The organism is Streptomyces sp. NPDC002825 (genome assembly GCF_040295385.1).
GTDB lineage: Bacteria > Actinomycetota > Actinomycetes > Streptomycetales > Streptomycetaceae > Streptomyces.
In genome coordinates this window covers 1-16,231 of sequence record NZ_JBEOVH010000042.1, presented here as the reverse complement: position 1 = coordinate 16,231, position 16,231 = coordinate 1, and the positions used below count along the sequence as shown (strand labels likewise).

The 16,231-nt window shown below is 72.0% G+C and carries 14 protein-coding genes and 1 pseudogene; 8 read left to right on the top strand and 7 right to left on the bottom strand.

Annotated elements, in window-relative coordinates:
* Positions 1-28 precede the first annotated feature (28 nt).
* From ABT041_RS35240 to ABT041_RS35230, 3 genes are all read left to right on the top strand, one after another.
* Complete coding sequence (locus ABT041_RS35240) at positions 29-448, top strand: hypothetical protein (protein ID WP_351192275.1); 420 nt, start codon at positions 29-31, stop codon at positions 446-448.
* 73 nt (positions 449-521) lie between these two features.
* The gene (locus ABT041_RS35235) at positions 522-1,406 is read left to right on the top strand and encodes a 2-oxo acid dehydrogenase subunit E2 (protein WP_351192273.1); all 885 of its coding nucleotides are present in this window, start codon (positions 522-524) and stop codon (positions 1,404-1,406) included.
* 776 nt (positions 1,407-2,182) lie between these two features.
* On the top strand, positions 2,183-3,769 hold the full coding sequence (locus ABT041_RS35230; protein ID WP_351192271.1) for a phospholipase D-like domain-containing protein: 1,587 nt from the start codon (positions 2,183-2,185) through the stop codon (positions 3,767-3,769).
* Between the two features lie 284 nt (positions 3,770-4,053).
* On the opposite strand, the gene ABT041_RS35225 is transcribed toward ABT041_RS35230, so the two are convergent.
* Entirely contained in the window at positions 4,054-4,656 is a 603-nt protein-coding gene (locus tag ABT041_RS35225) for a TIGR03086 family metal-binding protein (protein WP_351192269.1), read from the bottom strand.
* Positions 4,657-5,017: 361 nt separating this feature from the next.
* Here ABT041_RS35225 and ABT041_RS35220 point away from each other — a divergent pair, with 361 nt between their 5' ends.
* Positions 5,018-6,004 (top strand): aldo/keto reductase, encoded by a 987-nt coding sequence (locus ABT041_RS35220; protein WP_351192267.1) that lies wholly within the window; start codon positions 5,018-5,020, stop codon positions 6,002-6,004.
* Here the strand turns inward: ABT041_RS35220 and ABT041_RS35215 are convergent.
* Entirely contained in the window at positions 5,994-6,569 is a 576-nt protein-coding gene (locus ABT041_RS35215; RefSeq protein ID WP_351192265.1) for a hypothetical protein, read from the bottom strand. The genes ABT041_RS35220 and ABT041_RS35215 overlap by 11 nt on opposite strands.
* A 305-nt stretch (positions 6,570-6,874) precedes the next feature.
* Between ABT041_RS35215 and ABT041_RS35210 the strand changes: the two genes are divergently transcribed.
* On the top strand, positions 6,875-8,026 hold the full coding sequence (locus ABT041_RS35210) for a tetratricopeptide repeat protein (protein WP_351192263.1): 1,152 nt from the start codon (positions 6,875-6,877) through the stop codon (positions 8,024-8,026).
* Between the two features lie 95 nt (positions 8,027-8,121).
* A complete protein-coding gene (locus ABT041_RS35205; protein WP_351192345.1) occupies positions 8,122-9,186 on the top strand; it encodes a polyprenyl synthetase family protein in 1,065 nt (354 codons plus the stop codon).
* Positions 9,187-9,507: 321 nt separating this feature from the next.
* Here the strand turns inward: ABT041_RS35205 and ABT041_RS35200 are convergent, their stop codons facing one another.
* Both ABT041_RS35200 and ABT041_RS35195 read right to left on the bottom strand, forming a co-directional pair.
* Positions 9,508-10,170 (bottom strand): response regulator, encoded by a 663-nt coding sequence (locus ABT041_RS35200; RefSeq protein ID WP_351192262.1) that lies wholly within the window; start codon positions 10,168-10,170, stop codon positions 9,508-9,510.
* Positions 10,145-11,317, bottom strand: coding sequence for a sensor histidine kinase (locus ABT041_RS35195; RefSeq protein WP_351192260.1), 1,173 nt, complete (start codon positions 11,315-11,317; stop codon positions 10,145-10,147). The genes ABT041_RS35200 and ABT041_RS35195 overlap by 26 nt, the downstream gene beginning before the upstream one ends.
* Positions 11,318-11,492: 175 nt before the next feature.
* On the opposite strand from ABT041_RS35195, the gene ABT041_RS35190 reads away from it, so the two are divergent.
* Positions 11,493-13,769 (top strand): MMPL family transporter, encoded by a 2,277-nt coding sequence (locus ABT041_RS35190; protein ID WP_351192258.1) that lies wholly within the window; start codon positions 11,493-11,495, stop codon positions 13,767-13,769.
* 71 nt (positions 13,770-13,840) lie between these two features.
* On the opposite strand, the pseudogene ABT041_RS35185 reads toward ABT041_RS35190, so the two are convergent.
* The 3 genes and pseudogenes from ABT041_RS35185 to ABT041_RS35175 form a co-directional block, all read right to left on the bottom strand.
* Positions 13,841-13,939: pseudogene (locus tag ABT041_RS35185) on the bottom strand (IS481 family transposase); the annotation flags it as partial.
* A 103-nt stretch (positions 13,940-14,042) separates the two neighbouring features.
* Positions 14,043-14,582, bottom strand: a complete 540-nt coding sequence (locus ABT041_RS35180; protein WP_351192256.1) for a hypothetical protein — start codon at positions 14,580-14,582, stop codon at positions 14,043-14,045.
* A 61-nt stretch (positions 14,583-14,643) separates the two neighbouring features.
* Positions 14,644-15,027, bottom strand: a complete 384-nt coding sequence (locus ABT041_RS35175; protein ID WP_351192254.1) for a hypothetical protein — start codon at positions 15,025-15,027, stop codon at positions 14,644-14,646.
* Positions 15,028-15,286: 259 nt separating this feature from the next.
* Here ABT041_RS35175 and ABT041_RS35170 point away from each other — a divergent pair.
* Positions 15,287-16,231, top strand: a 945-nt coding sequence (locus ABT041_RS35170; protein ID WP_351192252.1) for a formyltransferase family protein, incomplete at its 3' end; no start/stop codon positions are given.

The window sequence follows — 16,231 nt, the reverse complement described above, 5'->3', positions numbered from 1 at the left end:
GTTGCCCGACCGTCTGCGCCGCCGGCCCATGACGACCCCGCCCTCCATGCGGGTGGCCGACCTGTTCGACACCGTCGGAGAAGCCTGGGAGGACCAGCCCTGGGTGGCACTGGGCGAGCGTCCAGGCAGTGAGCTCGTCTTCGGGGCGGTCGGGAAGCCGTGGCAACCCTCGATCGAGTGGCGGCGGGTCGAACCGGAGCACTTCCCGTCATTCGACGAGGCCGGCTGGGCGAAGATCGCGGCCGCCTTCGTGGTCCATCCGTACGGCGCCCAGCGGTCGCTGCTCACCTACGAGGCGCGCACCGCCTGCACCGACCCGGAATCCACCGCCCGCTTCGCCCGCTACTGGACGCTCGTCTCCGCAGGAGTCGGCGTCGTTCTGCGCGGGACGCTCCGCGCGGTCAAGGCGGCTGCGGAACAGGGATCTCGGCCCGGCCCGGGACGGTGACGCGTGACGGGACCGCGGCCTGGGCTACAGCTCGGGGAGATGGCGACCGAAACCGACAGCAAGGAGCCGTTCGATGCGACGCAAGCACGGCATGACACCCGACCGCGTCCGCCGGCCGACTCCCCCCGCTGCTGCGCGCCGGCCACGCGGGGTCGACGTCAGGCCCTTCCCGTCGAATCGGCGGCTGGTGATCGCGGCCGTGCGGGCCGGCCGACACATGGCGGCCATGCACAGCCTCGTCGATCTGGACGTCACGACAGCGCGGATCCTGCTCGAGCGGTCCACGCAACCGGCGTCGTTCACCGCATTCATCGTGGCGTCCGTCGCACGCGCAGCAGCGGCGCACCCGCAGGTGCATGCCTACCGGAACTGGCGCGGCCGACTGGTCCGGCACCGTCATGTCGACGTGAACACGCTCGTGGAGGTCACGACACCGCAAGGCCTCTTCACTCTCCCGCATGTACTGCACGATGCCGACATCCGCGATGTACGGGACCTCACGGCAGAACTGCGTGCCGCCAAGCGCGACTACGCCACGACGGACACCGGGCGTCTGCTTGACCGCTTCGGCACCACCATGACCCGCCTCCCCGGCGTCGTGCCGACGATGTACGCAGTGCTGGCCAGGTCCGTCCGGCTCCGCCGACTGACCGGGACGGTCGCGGTCACAGCAGTGGGAATGTTCGGCGCCGGCGGCGGGTTCGGCATCGCCCCGCCGAGTCTGATGCCTCTCCAGGTAGTCATCGGTGGTGCGACCCAGCGCCCCCGTGTCGTGGACGAACGGATCGAGGTCCGTGACGTGCTCGACCTGACGATCACTTTCGACCACAACGTGATCGACGGCGCACCCGCCGCCCGGTTCGTCGCGGAGCTGCGCCACATCATCGAGAACGCCGAGGTGATGCGTGCACCCGCCGTCGGCACGAGCGATGGACGCACGACTGGTACGACTGAGTAGGGTCGACCGGAGCCCCAGAACCACACGAGGCTCCGCATCGTGCGTGATTGCCGCAACGTCAGCCCGCCTCACGTGCCCTGGCCGGCCCGGTGGCCGGGCCGGGCGGGCGGCCCGGCGCCGATCGCCGTGAGGACGGCATGAGGCGGGTCCACCGGCAGGCACGCCTGGAGTGGGCACAGGACGCCCACCTCTCCTGGCGTCTGCTGGAGTTCGTCGCCGACCAGGATCTCGTCTTTCCGCCCGGCAGTCTCGCCACGGCTGATCGAATTCGGCCGACTTCGCGGTCGTGTTGATGCCCGAGCAGGCCATGGGGCGTCCGCACGAGTCGCTTTGCGCGACCTGGTGCACTGGCCGCTCGGCCTTTGCGCCCCCCGAGCGGTGTCGTCCTCGGCCGCGCCGGCAACGCGCCCGGCCGTACCCGGTCCGCCGCAGCCACGCCCGACGGCCGCCGCACCGTCACGGCTTCCGTGACCAGCCAGGTCCCGCTCGGCCCGCCCTGTTCACCCGGCTGCGGGTGACCGAGGAGAAGTTCGTCTGCGCGTTGCCGGACCACGGGCGCCCCTGAGACCGGCTCGACGGCCGCGCCGCGATCGGGCCATGACCGGGCCACGGTGGGGAAGCCTCGACGACGGTGCCGGGCGCGATGACGGCTGAAAGCAGTGTGGGTTGGGGTGAACCGGGAGATACGCGCTGGTAACTTACGGGAGTTGATCAAGGTCGACGCCCCGTTCACCGAGCCGTCGGCCCGAGCCACCCCCCCCAAGCAAGGAACCACATTGGCCCGCACCATCCGCACGACGGCCCTTCCGCTCGCCCTCTCCATCCTTCTGCTGTCCGCCGCCCCAGCGTTCGCCGACGCTCCTACCCCGCACCTGGACGCGGTGGAGCAGTCCCTGCGCCAGGTCTCTCCCGGCCTGGAGGGCTCCGTGTGGGAGCGCACGGCGGGGAACCGGCTGGGTGCCTCCGCCCCCGGCGCCTCCGACTGGCTGCTCCAGACCCCCGGCTGCTGGGGCGACCCCACCTGCGCCGACCGCGCCGGCTCCCGACGCCTGCTGGAGAAGGTGCGCGAGGACATCGCGAACGCCCGGCACAGCGTGGACATATCCACGCTGGCCCCGTTCCCCGACGGCGGCTTCCAGGACGCGATCGTGGCCGGCCTGAAGGAGGCGGCGGAGAAGGGCAACCGCCTCCAGGTCCGCATCCTCGTCGGCGCCGCGCCGGTCTACCACGCCAACGTCGTCCCGTCCTCCTACCGCGACGAACTGGTGAGCAAGCTCGGCTCGGCGGCCGCGAGCGTCACCCTCAACGTGGCATCGATGACGACGTCGAAGACCGCCTTCTCCTGGAACCACTCCAAGCTGGTCGTGGTGGACGGGAACTCGGTGATCACCGGCGGCATCAACAGCTGGAAGGACGACTACCTCGACACCACCCACCCGGTGAACGACGTCGACCTCGCGCTGTCCGGCCCGGCGGCGGGCTCCGCCGGTCGCTACCTCGACACGCTGTGGGACTGGACCTGTCGCAACAAGAGCAACTGGACCACCGTCTGGTTCGCCTCCTCCAACGGCGCGGGCTGCCTGCCCACCCTGCCCCGGCCTGCCGCCCCGCCCGCCGACGGTGACATCGCCGCCCTCGCGGTGGGCGGCCTCGGCGTCGGGATCCGGCAGAGCGACCCGTCCTCGTCGTTCCAGCCCGTCCTGCCGAAGGCCGCCGACACCACCTGCGGATTCGGCGTGCGTGACCACACCAACGCCGACCGCGACTACGACACGGTCAACCCGGAGGAGAGCGCCCTGCGGGCACTGGTCGCGAGCGCGACCGAGCACGTCGAGATCTCGCAGCAGGACATGAACGCGACCTGCCCGCCGCTTCCCCGCTACGACATCCGGCTCTACGACACACTCGCCGCGAAACTCGCCGCCGGTGTGAAGGTACGCATCGTCGTCAGCGACCCGGCCAACCGGGGCACCATCGGCAGCGGCGGCTACTCGCAGATCAAGTCGCTGTCCGAGGTGAGCGACGCCCTGCGCGGCCGCCTCACGGCCCTGACCGGCGACGTGCCGAAGGCAAGGGCCGCGATGTGCCAGAACCTGCAGCTCGCGACCTTCCGCGCCTCGGACAAGCCGACGTGGGCGGACGGCAAGCCGTACGCCCAGCACCACAAGCTGGTCTCGGTGGACGACTCGGCCTTCTACATCGGCTCGAAGAACCTGTACCCCTCCTGGCTCCAGGACTTCGGCTACGTGATCGAAAGCCCCGCCGCCGCGCGCCGGCTGGCGGACGGGCTGCTCGCGCCGCAGTGGAAGTACTCGCAGGCGACGGCGACGTACGACTACACGCGCGGCGTCTGCCAGGGCTGACGCCCGCCCGACCGGTCACCTCGGGTCAGCGTGTCCGCTGACCCGAGGTGCACCCGCGGCTCTGCGCACGGAGGCCGGGGGACCCGCGCGGCTGCCGGCGTCGCGGCCCAGCTCGGCGGCGATGCGTGCGTCGGGGGCGGCCGGAGCCGCCCCCGTTCCACCAGCAGCCGCCTTCCGTGGAGGGGCGGGCGCGCATCGCGGTGAGACACGAGGACCTCCGTACGGTGTGGTCCTGGACGCCTCCACCACACCGCAGGTCTTCGCGTGATCAAGAGCCAGTCCCGTCAGCAACCCTGCGGGTCAGTGCACCTGGGCCGGGGCCAGTCGGGACTGCGGCCGCTGAGACCGATCACCCGGTCCAGCAGGGGCGCGCCGTCCGGTACCGCGACGACCGGCCCGAAGAACCCCTCGCCGGAAGCGCCATCAGCCGGAGTCAGCAGACCCTCGGAGACCCGGAGCTCCTCCTCACTCACCTCGTAGCTCTGGCCGCTCGCCCGCGCCAGGTCCCAGCCGTGGATCAGCAGCTCGTCGAGCGCGACCCGGCCCATGACGGCGGCCGGCAGGTCGACGCCCCCCGCCTGCGTGTTCCCCTCCCATGCGTCCGGCTCCCGCCAGGCGGCCGCCAGCTCGTCCAGAGCCTTCGGCAGGGCCGTCCGCCAGTCGTCCGCCAGTACCGGACGGGACGAGCCGGGCGGCGTGCCGGTCGTCGGCCCGAACTGCTTGCGGGCCGCGTCGCGGAAGGCGACGCTCAGCCCGGCGACATGCGCGAGTAGCTCCCGTACCGCGAACTCGGGGCAGGGCGTCGGGTCGTCGAGCCGCTCGTCGTCGATGCCCTCGGCGAGCCGGGCGACGCGCTCCGCGGCCGCCCCCAGGTCGATCGGTGTCATGCGTGATGTGTCGTCCATGCAGGGCGGACCGCCGGATCACCGGAAACTCATCGCTCCGCGCCCATCTGTTCCCCGTACTCCCCGAAATTTCCCGTCCTGGTTGGCCCGGCACCGCCGCCGGCTGATCTGGTGGTCGATCAGCTGCGGGGCTGTCCTGCTGTCCGTGCACCATCGCCCGCGTACACATGCACGGAGACAGTCGAGTACCGCGACACAGCATCACCGCGAAGTTGGGCGCGGACAGGCCGCAGAACCGGGGGCTGCCCGGTCTCTCCGGGCGCGAGGCACCACGCTCGGTTGACTTGGAGTGCGCTCCAGCACCTAGCGTCCCGGGCAGATGATTCGAGTCAGGAGACAGGACATGACCAACCTCCCCGTCCGCAATCTGGGCAACCTGGCGGTTTCCGCGCAGGGTCTGGGGTGCATGGGCATGAGTCACGGCTACGGCGCGACCGACGACACGCAATCGATCGCGACACTGCGCCATGCTCTCGATCTCGGGGTGACCTTCTGGGACACCTCCGACTTCTACGGCGTCGGACACAACGAAGAGCTGATCGGACGGGCCATCGGCGGGCGCCGTGACGAGGTGGTGTTGGCCACGAAGTTCGGCTTCGCCAACCGCCTGGGGGAGCCGACCCGGCTCCGGGGCGACGCCGCCTACGTGCGACAGGCGTGCGAGGCGTCGCTGCGCCGACTCGGGGTCGACCACATCGACCTCTACTACCAGCACCGGGTCGATCCGCAGGTGCCGATCGAGGAGACCGTCGGCGCCATGGCCGAGCTGGTGCAGGCCGGGAAGGTCCGCCACCTCGGGCTGTCCGAGGCCGGCGCGCAAACGATCCGGCGGGCACACGCGGTGCACCCGATCGCCGCGCTGCAGAGCGAGTGGTCCCTGTGGACCCGCGACCTCGAGGCGGAGATCGCCCCGGTCTGCCGCGAGCTCGGAATCGGCCTGGTCCCGTTCTCCCCGCTCGGGCGCGGCTTCCTGACCGGTCGGTACAGCTCGGTCGAGGGGCTGGCCGAGACCGACGTGCGGCGCGGTCAGCCGCGGTTCGCCGACGGAAACCTCGAACGGAACCTGGCGATCGTCGCGAAGCTGAACGAGCTGGCTGTGGCGAAGGGAGTCACGGCCGGCCAGCTCGCGCTCGCCTGGGTGCAGCACCAGGGCGAGGACGTGGTGCCGATCCCCGGCACCCGGCGGCAGCGGTATCTGGAGGAGAACGTCGCGGCCTTGGCCGTCGAGCTTTCCACCGAGGACCTCGCCGCCATCGAGGCCGCCGCCCCGCCCGAGCAGATCGCGGGCACCCGCTACGACGCGACGAGCCTCACCTTCGTCAACGGCTGAGCGCCCACGGCGCCGACCCCGGCCACGGAGACCATCGGTACGGCCACCGGGTGCCGTCCGCCGACCACTGCAGGTGCCTTTTGCGCGCATCAGCACGCGGCCTCTGGGTGCCGGGGCCGGAGCCGTGCTGGGTGCCGCGCCGGGCGATCAGCGGTGTCACCCCGAGGCCCCAGGGCAGGCGGCGGGACTTGTCGCGATCGAAGCCCCGGTCGGCGAGGACTGTGTCCGAGCGGCGCGGGGGCCTGCCGCGCTTGCCCCGCTCGGACGGCACGGCCTGGGGAAGTGGGATCTTCGCACCGCGGAGCTCGACGAGCAGGATCTTGTCGTCGGCGGCGAGGGTGCGGGCGCCGAGGTCGGTGGATGCGGCCGAGTGTCTCGCGGGTGAGGACGTGGCGCTTGACTCCGATGAGGGGTCTGCGGCGGGGCCGAGGAGGCGGTGGGGGAGGGCGGCGCGGCCGAGGCGGTCGCCGCGGTAGTGGCGGGCGTTGTGGATGCCCTGGATCTCGCGTCCTTGCAGCCCGGGTTCACGATCTGCCCGTCGCGGCCGGCCGTCACCCCTGGGCACGCGAGCGGCCGAGCTGCCCCTGGAGGAGACCAGTGAGGCGGACGGCCACCGCCACGACCGGGTGGTGTGCTCCGGCCGGCACTGGTCGTCCGCCGTTCGAGCCGGCCTCGCGCTGACCGGACCTGCCGGTCCGGGAGCTCTGGCGTACATCTCGCTGACGAGTTGTCGACGGCCGCGTAGCACTTGAGGACGATCCCCCGTCCGTATGGAGGCGGACTTCTCGGCCGAGAGGGAACCCCGGTGCGCGGTCGCCGTCTTGGTTCTCGCGTCGACTTGATCGTCGAGTCGACACGAGGAGGGGTGTGATGGCAGGTCAGGTGCGTGGGAAGAGTCGGGCGAAGGCCTCGGCGCCGGAGTACCAGGGTGCTCTCGAATCGTTGTCGGTGAACGCCTCACTGCCCGAGGTGCTGGCTCGGGCCGTGGAGGAGCTGCGGACGGCGGAACGTGACGGGGACCGGCGGGAGGAGGCGCGCTGCGGGCTGGCCGTGGCGGAGGCGTGCCGCAGGCTCGGGCGCATAGAGGAGGCCGACCGGGCGTGGAAGGCGAGCTACCGGGCGGCGCGTTCGGCAGGCCACGAGGGGGCCATGGCGTGGGCTCTGTGGAGCGGCGGCACGCTGGCCCGACAGCGGGGTGAATTCAGGCTGGCGTACCGGTTGCTGAGGCTGGCCGCCGAGACGGGCGAGCGGGGTGGTGACGTCGTCGTGCGCGGCTACTCGCTGGCGGGGCTCGCCGAGACCGGGCGCATCCAGGGCGATTACGCCGCGGTGCGGAGGCTGCACGAGCAGCTGCTTGCCGAGGCCCGCCGCCGGGGCGAGGCCCGGCATACGGTGTGGGCGCTGGAGGGCATCGCGCAGATGCACCGCAACACCGGCGAATACGACGAGGCCCTGGCCCTGTTCGAGGAGGCGGCCGACACGGCGTTCCGAGCCGAGGACCGGCGCGGGTGGGCATGGGCGCTGCGCGGCATCGCGGACGTGGTGTCCGTACGCGACGCCGACGTGGAACGCGCCCTGTCGCTGCTGTCCCAGGCGGAGGAGGCCTGCCGGGAGATGCGGCTGTCCAGCGCGCTCGCCTACAACCACAAGATGCGCGGCAACGTGCTGTACCGGGCGGGCCGCTACGAACAGGCCCGTGAGATGTACGCGCTGGCCCTTGAGGAGTTCCAGGAGATGGACGAGCCCCGCGGGACGGCGCTGTCGCGACTGGGGCTGGTCAAGGCCTCCGCCCATCTGGGCCGCGACGCCGCGCACACTGCCGCGGACCTGGCCGAACTGCGCTCGACGCTGGACCGTATCGGGCTGCGGCATGCCCGGGACATGGTGGACAAGGCGGCTGCCGAACTGGGGGTGGGGCCGCTGCCGGACCACGGCGGCCACGAGCAGGACGCCGCGAGGCCCGTGCTGCCGGCGGTCGGGGCCGAGGCGCTTCAGGCCGCCGATGTGGAGGGCCTGCGGTGAGCGCCGTCCCGACACCGTTCTCGCCGGGTGCCGCAGTCGTGACCACGGTACGTTCCTCTCGTGATCACGACATCGATCGCCACATTGATCACGACATTGATCACGACGTCGAACGCGACGTCGATCACGACGCAGCTCCGGACCGTGTCCTGCAGCGTTGTCGTGAACTCGTCCGGCCTGCGCTGGTAAAGGCGGTGGGCAGCCTCCATCCGTGGACCGGTGAGATGGCGGCGTACGCGCTGGGCTGGTCCGACATGGCCGGTACTCCGGATGCCGGCGGATCCGAGGGCAAGGGAGTGCGCCAGGCGCTCGCCGTGCTCGGTGCGGAGGCGGTCGGGGCTGATGGCGCGGAGGCCGTTCCCGGCGCCGTGGCCGTCGAACTCGTGCACACCTTCTCGCTCCTCCACGACGACATCATGGACGGCGACGCCCTGCGCCGGCAGCGGCCTGCGGTGTGGAAGGCATACGGGACCGGCCCGGCCGTTCTCGCCGGCGACGCGCTTCTCGCCCAGGCCGTGACCACCCTGGCCGAGGCCCCGGGCCGGTACGCGGCGTCCGCGGTCCGCTGCTTGTGCCGGACCCTGAACGCGCTGGTGTCGGGGCAGGCGCAGGACCTGCGCTTTGAACACCGTCCCTGGTACGGCCCCGGCGCAGTCGGCCTTGAGCAGTACCGGTCGATGGCCGAACAGAAGACGGGCGCCCTGCTGGGCTGCGCCGTCGCACTCGGCGCGGTCCTTGGCGGCGCCCCCGACCGGACCGTGACCACGCTCGAACGGGCCGGCCGCCATCTCGGCCTCGCCTTCCAGGCGGTGGACGACATCCTCGGCATATGGGGCGACCCCGCCGTGACCGGCAAACCCGTCCACGCCGACCTGCGCAGGGGCAAGAAGACCTACCCGATGCTCGCCGCACTGGCCGGTGGAGGCAGGGCCGCGCACGAACTGGCGGCGCTGCTCGACCCTCCCCAACTGCTCGACCACGAGACCGCCGCACACGTCGCGGCACTCGTGGAGGAGCTGGGCGGGCGGACCGCGAGCCGCGACGAAGCACGCCGGCACCTGGACACCGCCCGCCGCGCGCTGCGCGACGCGTCCCTCGCGCGCACCGCCGCACAGCAATTGGACCGGCTGTTCACGTACGTGCTCGACCGGACCAGGTGATCACCGTTCCGCCTTTGTGATCACCCCGTCGGTGACGGCGGGACGACGGGGGCCCGCGGCGGAGCGCGTGAGGACGGCGGACCGAGCGTGGTCGTCAGCCAGGCCGGAGCGTTGATGCACGTCAGCAATACCGCGCAGTGGCTGAACGCGACGCCGGGGCCGCCGGCCTGACGCGGTCGGCTCGACATCCTCGACCCCATGGGAGCTGCGGTCGCCCTTGGAAGTGACCGAAGACCGCGACGGCTGTTCGTCGCCGAGCCTGAGCCGATCGGTGCACCGATGTCCGGGCGGGGACTCATGGGACACGGTCCGGCGCCCGGCTCAGGTTCCGGGGAGGATACGGCGCGTTTCGTAGGCCCACATCGCGATCTCGACGCGGTTGCGGGCGCCGAGTTTGGCCATCAGGCTGGCCAGGTGCGTCTTCACCGTGCTGAGGCTGATGTGCAGTGCATCGGCGATCTCGGTGTTGGTCAGCCCGCGAGCGACGGCGAGGAGCACCTGCTCCTCGCGGGCGGTGACGGGGGAGACCGGCTGGGCCACGGGCCGGCCGGCGGGCAGGTCCGCGAATGCCTGGAGCAGACGGACGGTGATGCTGGGCGCGATGAGCGCCTCACCGTCGGACGCCGACCGTACGGCCTGTGCCAGAAGGTCCGGTCCCGTGTCCTTGAGGAGGAATCCGCGGGCGCCGGCACGCAGTGAGCCGTAGACGTACTCGTCGAGGTCGAACGTGGTGATGACGACCACGGCCAGCGGGTCGGCGACGCCCGGGCCGGCGACCAGCCGGGTGGCCTCGAGCCCGTCGAGTGCGGGCATGCGGATGTCGAACAGGCAGACATCGGGGCGCAGTTCGTGGGCCAGACGTACCGCTTCCCGCCCGTCGGCGGCTTCGCCGACCACCTCGATGCCGGGCTGGGCGTTCAGCATGATCCTCAGCCCGGTGCGGATGATGGTCTGGTCGTCAGCGACGAGGACGCGGATGGGCACCGTTCTCGGTCCTCCCTCTCGGCAGTTCGGCTTCGACATGCCAGCCCTGGTCGGCGCCGGGGCCGGCTTGTAGCGTGCCGCCGAGCAGCGTGGCGCGCTCGCGCAGTCCGGTGAGTCCGTATCCGGCACGGCCTCGGCCGGTGCGGTGGCCGTCGTCGCGCACGCTCACCCGTACGGTGTCCCGTTCCGCGGTGACACGGACGACGACCTCGGTCGCGTTGACCGCATGGCGCATGGCGTTGGTCACCGACTCCTGCACGATGCGGAAGACGGCCGCGTCCACGGCCGGGGGCAGCGCGTCCAGTTCGCCGTCGAGACCCAGGTCGACCCTGAGACGACCACCCGGCGTGCGCACGAGACGCTCCAGGTCCGCGACGCCGGCAGGCGGCGCCAGCTCGGCGCCGGCCTCGCGGTTGCGCAGCGCGGCGACCATGGCTCGCATTTCCTCCAGCGTGCGCGCCCCTTCCTCCTCGACCCCCTCCAGCGCCTCGACGGCGGCGGACGGGTCGGTGCCCGCGAGCACCCGGCCCGCCTGGGCGCTGATCACCATGGCCGAAACGTGGTGGGCCACCGTGTCGTGCAGTTCCCGGGCGAGCTGCTCACGCTCGCGGGAGCGTACCTGCTCCAACTGCCGCTCGCGAGCGGTCCCCCAGAACCGCACGGCGGCCCCGATCAAGCCGGGCAGCGACAGGAAGACGAAGCCCCCGACCTGTTCGGCGGCTGGGGTGTCATCCGCGACGACCCCCAGCGCGAAGGCCGTGAGGATCACCGCGCCGCCCAGCACGACGTCCCGTCCCGATCCCCACCGCGGCAGCGCGTACACCAGCACGAGCACGACCATGCTGGCGTCCAGGCCGATGTGCTCGCGCGGTGCGGCGACCAGCGAGGCCAGCTGGAGCAGGATCACCGAGCCGAACCCCAGCGTGACCATCGCCAGCGGGCGGGTCCGGCGCCACAAGGGCAGCAGGCACAGCCATACGGCGAACACCACCGCCACCGGCCGCCACGCGACGTTCTCGCGCAGGGTGGCCTCCAGCACCACAGCGCCCAGGCTCGCGGCGAGCAGCGCCCAGTCCCGCCACACCCGGGCGGGCGCGTCGGGCGGCCGGGGTTCGGTCCACAGGGTTCGCAGGTCGTCTCGGAGCACGGTTCTCAGCCTAGGGGCCGCGGCGTGCCGCGCATCGGCCGAAAGGACGGGTCGTCACTCCGCCCCGGGGCCGACGGATCCGCGGCCCGCGGGCCGATGTCGCGGAGCGCCGTGGCGACGAGCCTCGATCTTGGCGGCCGTACAAGGACGGCCGACGAGGTGGTTGGAGGACCCGATGCTCTCGAAAGCCCTGTTGCGCCTGGGCGCAAGCGCCGCCCGCCATCCGTGGCGGGTGATCGCGGCATGGCTGATCGCCGCCACGCTCGCCGTCCTCGCCGCCGTCGCCTTCGGTGGGCGGACCGCGGACTCGATGACCGCTCCGGGACTGGACTCCCAGCGGGCCGCGGAACTGATCGAGCGGGCGGGCACCGGCCAGGAGGGGATGACCGCCCAAGTGGTCGTCACCCCCCTCGACGACGGTGCGACGTTCCTCGACGACGACGCGCGTACCGCTCTCACGCGGCTGCGGGCCGAGGTGAAGCGGCTGCCGCACGTGCTCGGCACGAGCGACCCGGCGGGGGCCCTCGACGCGGGCGGGGACACCGCCGTGGGCGGCGGCCTCGTCTCGGCCGACGGGCGCATCGCGGTCGTCCGGGTGCAGTATCCCGACCAGAGCCGGCTGTCGGCCGAGGACCTCGACGCCCTCGTCGAACTCGGCGACCGGCTGCGCGCCGAACTGCCCCTGCGCATCGAGATGGGCGGGAACCTCTTCTACGCCTTCTCCGACCCCGGCGGCGGCGTGAGCGAGCTGATCGGCCTCCTCGCCGCGGCCGCGATCCTGTTCCTGGCGTTCGGTTCGCTCGTCGCCGCCGCGCTGCCGATCGGCATGGCGGTCTTCGGGCTGACCGTCGGGGTCGCCACGATGACGGTACTGGCGGGGGTGACGGACGTCCCGACCTTCGCACCCGTCCTGGGCAGCATGGTCGGGCTCGGAGTGGGCATCGACTACGCGCTGTTCGTGCTCGCCAGGCACCGGGGGTATCTCGCGCGCGGGCTCGATCCCCGCGAGGCGGCCGGGCGAGCGGTGGCCACGGCCGGGCGGCCGGTGGTCTTCGCCGGCGGCACCGTCGTCGTATCGATCCTCGGCCTGGCGGTCGCGAACGTGCCCTTCATGACGGTGGGCGGGGTTGCCGTCTCGATCGTCGTTCTGACGATGGTGCTCGCGTCGGTGACGCTGCTCCCGGCCCTTCTCGGTGCGGCGGGCCCGCGCCTGGCCCGGCCCGGCCGGATCGGCCGGGCTCTGCAGACCAGGAAGCCGGCCCGAATCGCACGGCGGGACCCGGCGGCGGGCGCCGCCCACGCCGCCGGGTGGCGTCGCTGGATCGGGCACGTCAGCCGGCACCCGGTGCCGTACGCGGTCGGGGCGGCGGGGCTGCTGCTGACCGCGACGCTGCCCGTGCTCGGCCTGCGCGTCGGCCTGCCCGACGACGGCTCACTGCCCCACGGCCGTACCGAGCGCCGGGCCTACGACCTCGTCGCCGAGGGGTTCGGCCCGGGCACCAACGGTCCCCTCGTCATCGCCGCGGACCCCACCGGCGATCCCGGAGTGCTGGACCGACTCGTCAGGGCGGTCGCGGCGGATCCGGGCATCGCATCCGTCGCGCCGACGCACATCGATCCGGCCACCGGCATCGCGACCCTCGTGGTGTTTCCGACGACCAGCCCTCAGGACAAGGCCACGGCCGACACCATCGCCCGGCTGCGCACCGACGTGCTGCCCACGGCGATCGCGCACGGACCGGCCAGGGCCCACGTCGGCGGCGCCGCCGCGAGCCTGTCCGACGTGGGCCGACGCACCAGCCAACGCCTGCCGGTGCTCGTCGCCGCCGTGCTGGCGACGTCGTTCCTGCTGCTGATGCTGGTCTTCCGCTCCGTACTCGTACCGCTCAAGGCGGTACTGCTGAATCTGCTGAGCATCGGCGCGGCCTACGGCATCATGGTCGCGGTCTTCCAGTGGGGCTGGGGAGGCGCACTCATCGGGCTGGAAGCGACGGTCCCGATCGTGTCGTTCATCCCGATGTTCCTCTTCGCCATCCTGTTCGGCCTGTCGATGGACTACGAGGTGTTCCTCCTCTCCCACGTACGCGAGGAGTACCTGCGCACCGGCGACAACGGCACGGCGATCGTCGAGGGCGTCTCGGGCACCGCCCGGATCATCACCTCGGCCGCCCTCATCATGGTGGCGGTCTTCCTGTCCTTCGCCGTCGCCGACGACCCCTCCACCAAAATGTTCGGGCTCGGCCTGGCCACGGCGATCTTCATCGACGCCACGGTCGTACGCATGGTGCTCGTACCGGCGACCATGACACTCCTCGGCCGGACCAACTGGTGGCTGCCGAAGTGGCTGGACCGGATGCTTCCCCGCGGCCCGATCGGCACCGACGACACGGACGCGGAATCCACGGGTGAGGCCCCGCCTTCCCCCCGGCCGCGGCTTTCTCCAGGGCGGTGACGACGTCCTCGTCGAGGTGCGTCCCGGCCGCGTCGCGGTGGGCTCGGGCATCGCCGCACGTCGCCGACCACCATCTCGGCGGCCACATGAGCGACCGGACGGCCTGAGCAGACACGTGCGACCAGCAGTCTCCTACCGAAGACGGTCAGCCGGGCGTTACGGTGGGCCACGAAGACCTCCGTGAGGTGAGTTCCCAGACAGCTCCCACCACACCGGAAGTCTTCGCCATGTTCAAGACCACGACTGTGTCGACAACGCTCGTGATCAATACATCTAGGGCTGATCGCCGGTGTCGAGGGCGTGTTCTCTAAGGAATGCGCCCGCGTGGGCCGCTGCTTCTTCGGCGGTGGCGTACGGCTCCCCATCGGCGGCCGCGGCGGACACCCCGTCAGCGCCTCGCCCGGTCCAGCCCCAATCACCGGAAGGCGACCGCACCAGCTCGGCACTCCCTCCGAACAGCGCAAGCGTGCTTTTGCCCACGGTCGCGGGTGCCGGGCGGCTGACGGCCTCGGGCCATTTCTTGCGGGCGCCCTGCCGGGTGATGCCCCAGACAGCTCCCAACTGCTCATAACTCGCGCCGTAGGAACCGGCGGTAGCTGCAGCCTGCTCCGTGAGTCGCTTGACCTCCCCGTCCATCACCTTCCACGCGGCCAGGACGGACAGCGCCACTTCGACAGGATCCGCCTCCCACATACGGTCGGCGGGCAGCCCCGTCTGCCGGGAGCGGATGGACGATGCCAGGGGGTTCAGGGCGTCGTACAGGGCCTTGTCGAGCTCTGCCTGCTCTTCTGGGGTGATCTCAGCGGCTGTCATGCGACAACTGTAGTTTCCGAACCTGCCTAAGTAAACTAAAGTTTCCGTTCTCGGCGTCGTGTCAGCCCGGGCGGGGACCGGAGGAGTCGTCGTCCGGGTTCACACCGGTGAACGCCGAGTCGTCCTTCGTGCCGCTGGGGCGCTGTGTCCGGCCCCTTCGGCCGGTGTCGCGCACGCCCTTCTCCGACGAGCGGCCTCGCTTCTCGCCTCTGGCCGTGTCGCTGTGAACGGTGGCGCCGGGGACGTTCCGTTCTTCCTCCTTGGCGATCTTCCGTCCCTTGCCGGGCGGGGGCGCGTGCTTCTCGGGGTGGAAGGAACGCGAAGCGCTCGGATTCTCCTGCTGTCGCGTTTCGTCCACATCAGGGGACCAGCCGTGCTGTCCGGCCATACCGTCGCGGCTCGGCTCGCCGCGCGAGGGCCTGGAGGACTTCGGTGTTTCGGCCATGAGCCGACCTGCCTGTCCGTGCGAGGGGCATGCGTTCGCAAACCCTTGGACTCCGATCTTCCCACGAGGCACATGGCGCGTCTCCTGGACGGCCCACTGCGGCGATCGGGCCGCCAATCGGCCGGACGCACACCTCGAACGGGTGAGGTGCGGGCTCCGCCACCCCGGTGCCCCCCTCGTGCTGCCCCATGATCGCAGGCGGTTGGTGGACCGCGGTTCCCAGGGCCGAACCCCCTCCCGCGACCCGGAAAGGCCGCCCATGCGCATCCTGCTCGTCGCCAGCAGCTTCAACAGCCTCACCCAGCGCGTCCTGGTCGAGCTGCGCGACCGCGGGCACACCGTCCCCGTGGAGGTCACCCCCGGCGGGGCCGCCGTGCGCGAGGCCGTGGCACGCCACGCGCCCGATCTGGTCGTGGCCCCCATGTTGAAGGCCGTCGTGCCCCGCGATGTGTGGACGGCGCACCGTTGCCTGATCGTGCACCCGGGACCCGTGGGCGACCGCGGCCCGTCCTCGCTGGACCACGCGATCCACGACGGGGTCGAGGAGTGGGGCGTCACCGTTCTCCAGGCCGACGAGGAGATGGACGCGGGCGACGTCTGGGCATCCGCGACCTTCCGCGTGCCGGAGGTCGGCAAGAGCGATCTGTACCGCAACGAGCTGTCCGACGCCGCCGTGGCCGCCGTGCTCCGCGCCGTCGAGAGGGTCGCCGCCGGGGCGGCACCGCGTCCGCAGACCGGCGAGATCCGCGCCCGACCCGCTCTCCGCCAGGAGGAGCGCCGGATCTCGTGGGGCGAGGACACCACCGGGACCGTCCTGCGCACCCTGCGGGCCGCCGACTCGCAGCCCGGCGTACCGGACCGGCTGCTCGGCGCCGAGTGGTTCCTGCACGGCGGCCACGCGGAGGACGGTCTGCGCGGGCGGCCCGGTGCTCTGCTGGCCACCCGGGCGGGCGCGGTCTGCCGCGCCACCGTGGACGGCGCGGTGTGGATCCCCGAAGTCCGTGCCCGCACCGGCCCGGGCATGCCGCGTGCCTGCAAGCTCCCCGCCACCCTCGCCCTCGCGGGCCGGCTGCCGGAGCTCCCCGAACTGCCGGCACCCGTCGACCCGGCGCCGGGGGGGCGGGGGGCGGGGGGTGGGGGGGAGGGGGGGGGGCCCGGGTTTTGGGTGGGTGTGGTAAACGCGGGAAAAACGGAAAGCGTGGGG

What these genes read in the sequence shown, in the direction of transcription:
- ABT041_RS35240 (WP_351192275.1), top strand. Translation starts at nt 29, where the DNA reads ATGACGACCCCGCCCTCCATGCGGGTGGCCGACCTGTTCGACACCGTC.
- ABT041_RS35235 (WP_351192273.1), top strand. Translation starts at nt 522, where the DNA reads ATGCGACGCAAGCACGGCATGACACCCGACCGCGTCCGCCGGCCGACT.
- ABT041_RS35225 (WP_351192269.1), bottom strand. Translation starts at nt 4,656, where the DNA reads ATGACACCGATCGACCTGGGGGCGGCCGCGGAGCGCGTCGCCCGGCTC.
- ABT041_RS35220 (WP_351192267.1), top strand. Translation starts at nt 5,018, where the DNA reads ATGACCAACCTCCCCGTCCGCAATCTGGGCAACCTGGCGGTTTCCGCG.
- ABT041_RS35210 (WP_351192263.1), top strand. Translation starts at nt 6,875, where the DNA reads ATGGCAGGTCAGGTGCGTGGGAAGAGTCGGGCGAAGGCCTCGGCGCCG.
- ABT041_RS35190 (WP_351192258.1), top strand. Translation starts at nt 11,493, where the DNA reads ATGCTCTCGAAAGCCCTGTTGCGCCTGGGCGCAAGCGCCGCCCGCCAT.
- ABT041_RS35180 (WP_351192256.1), bottom strand. Translation starts at nt 14,582, where the DNA reads ATGACAGCCGCTGAGATCACCCCAGAAGAGCAGGCAGAGCTCGACAAG.
- ABT041_RS35175 (WP_351192254.1), bottom strand. Translation starts at nt 15,027, where the DNA reads ATGGCCGAAACACCGAAGTCCTCCAGGCCCTCGCGCGGCGAGCCGAGC.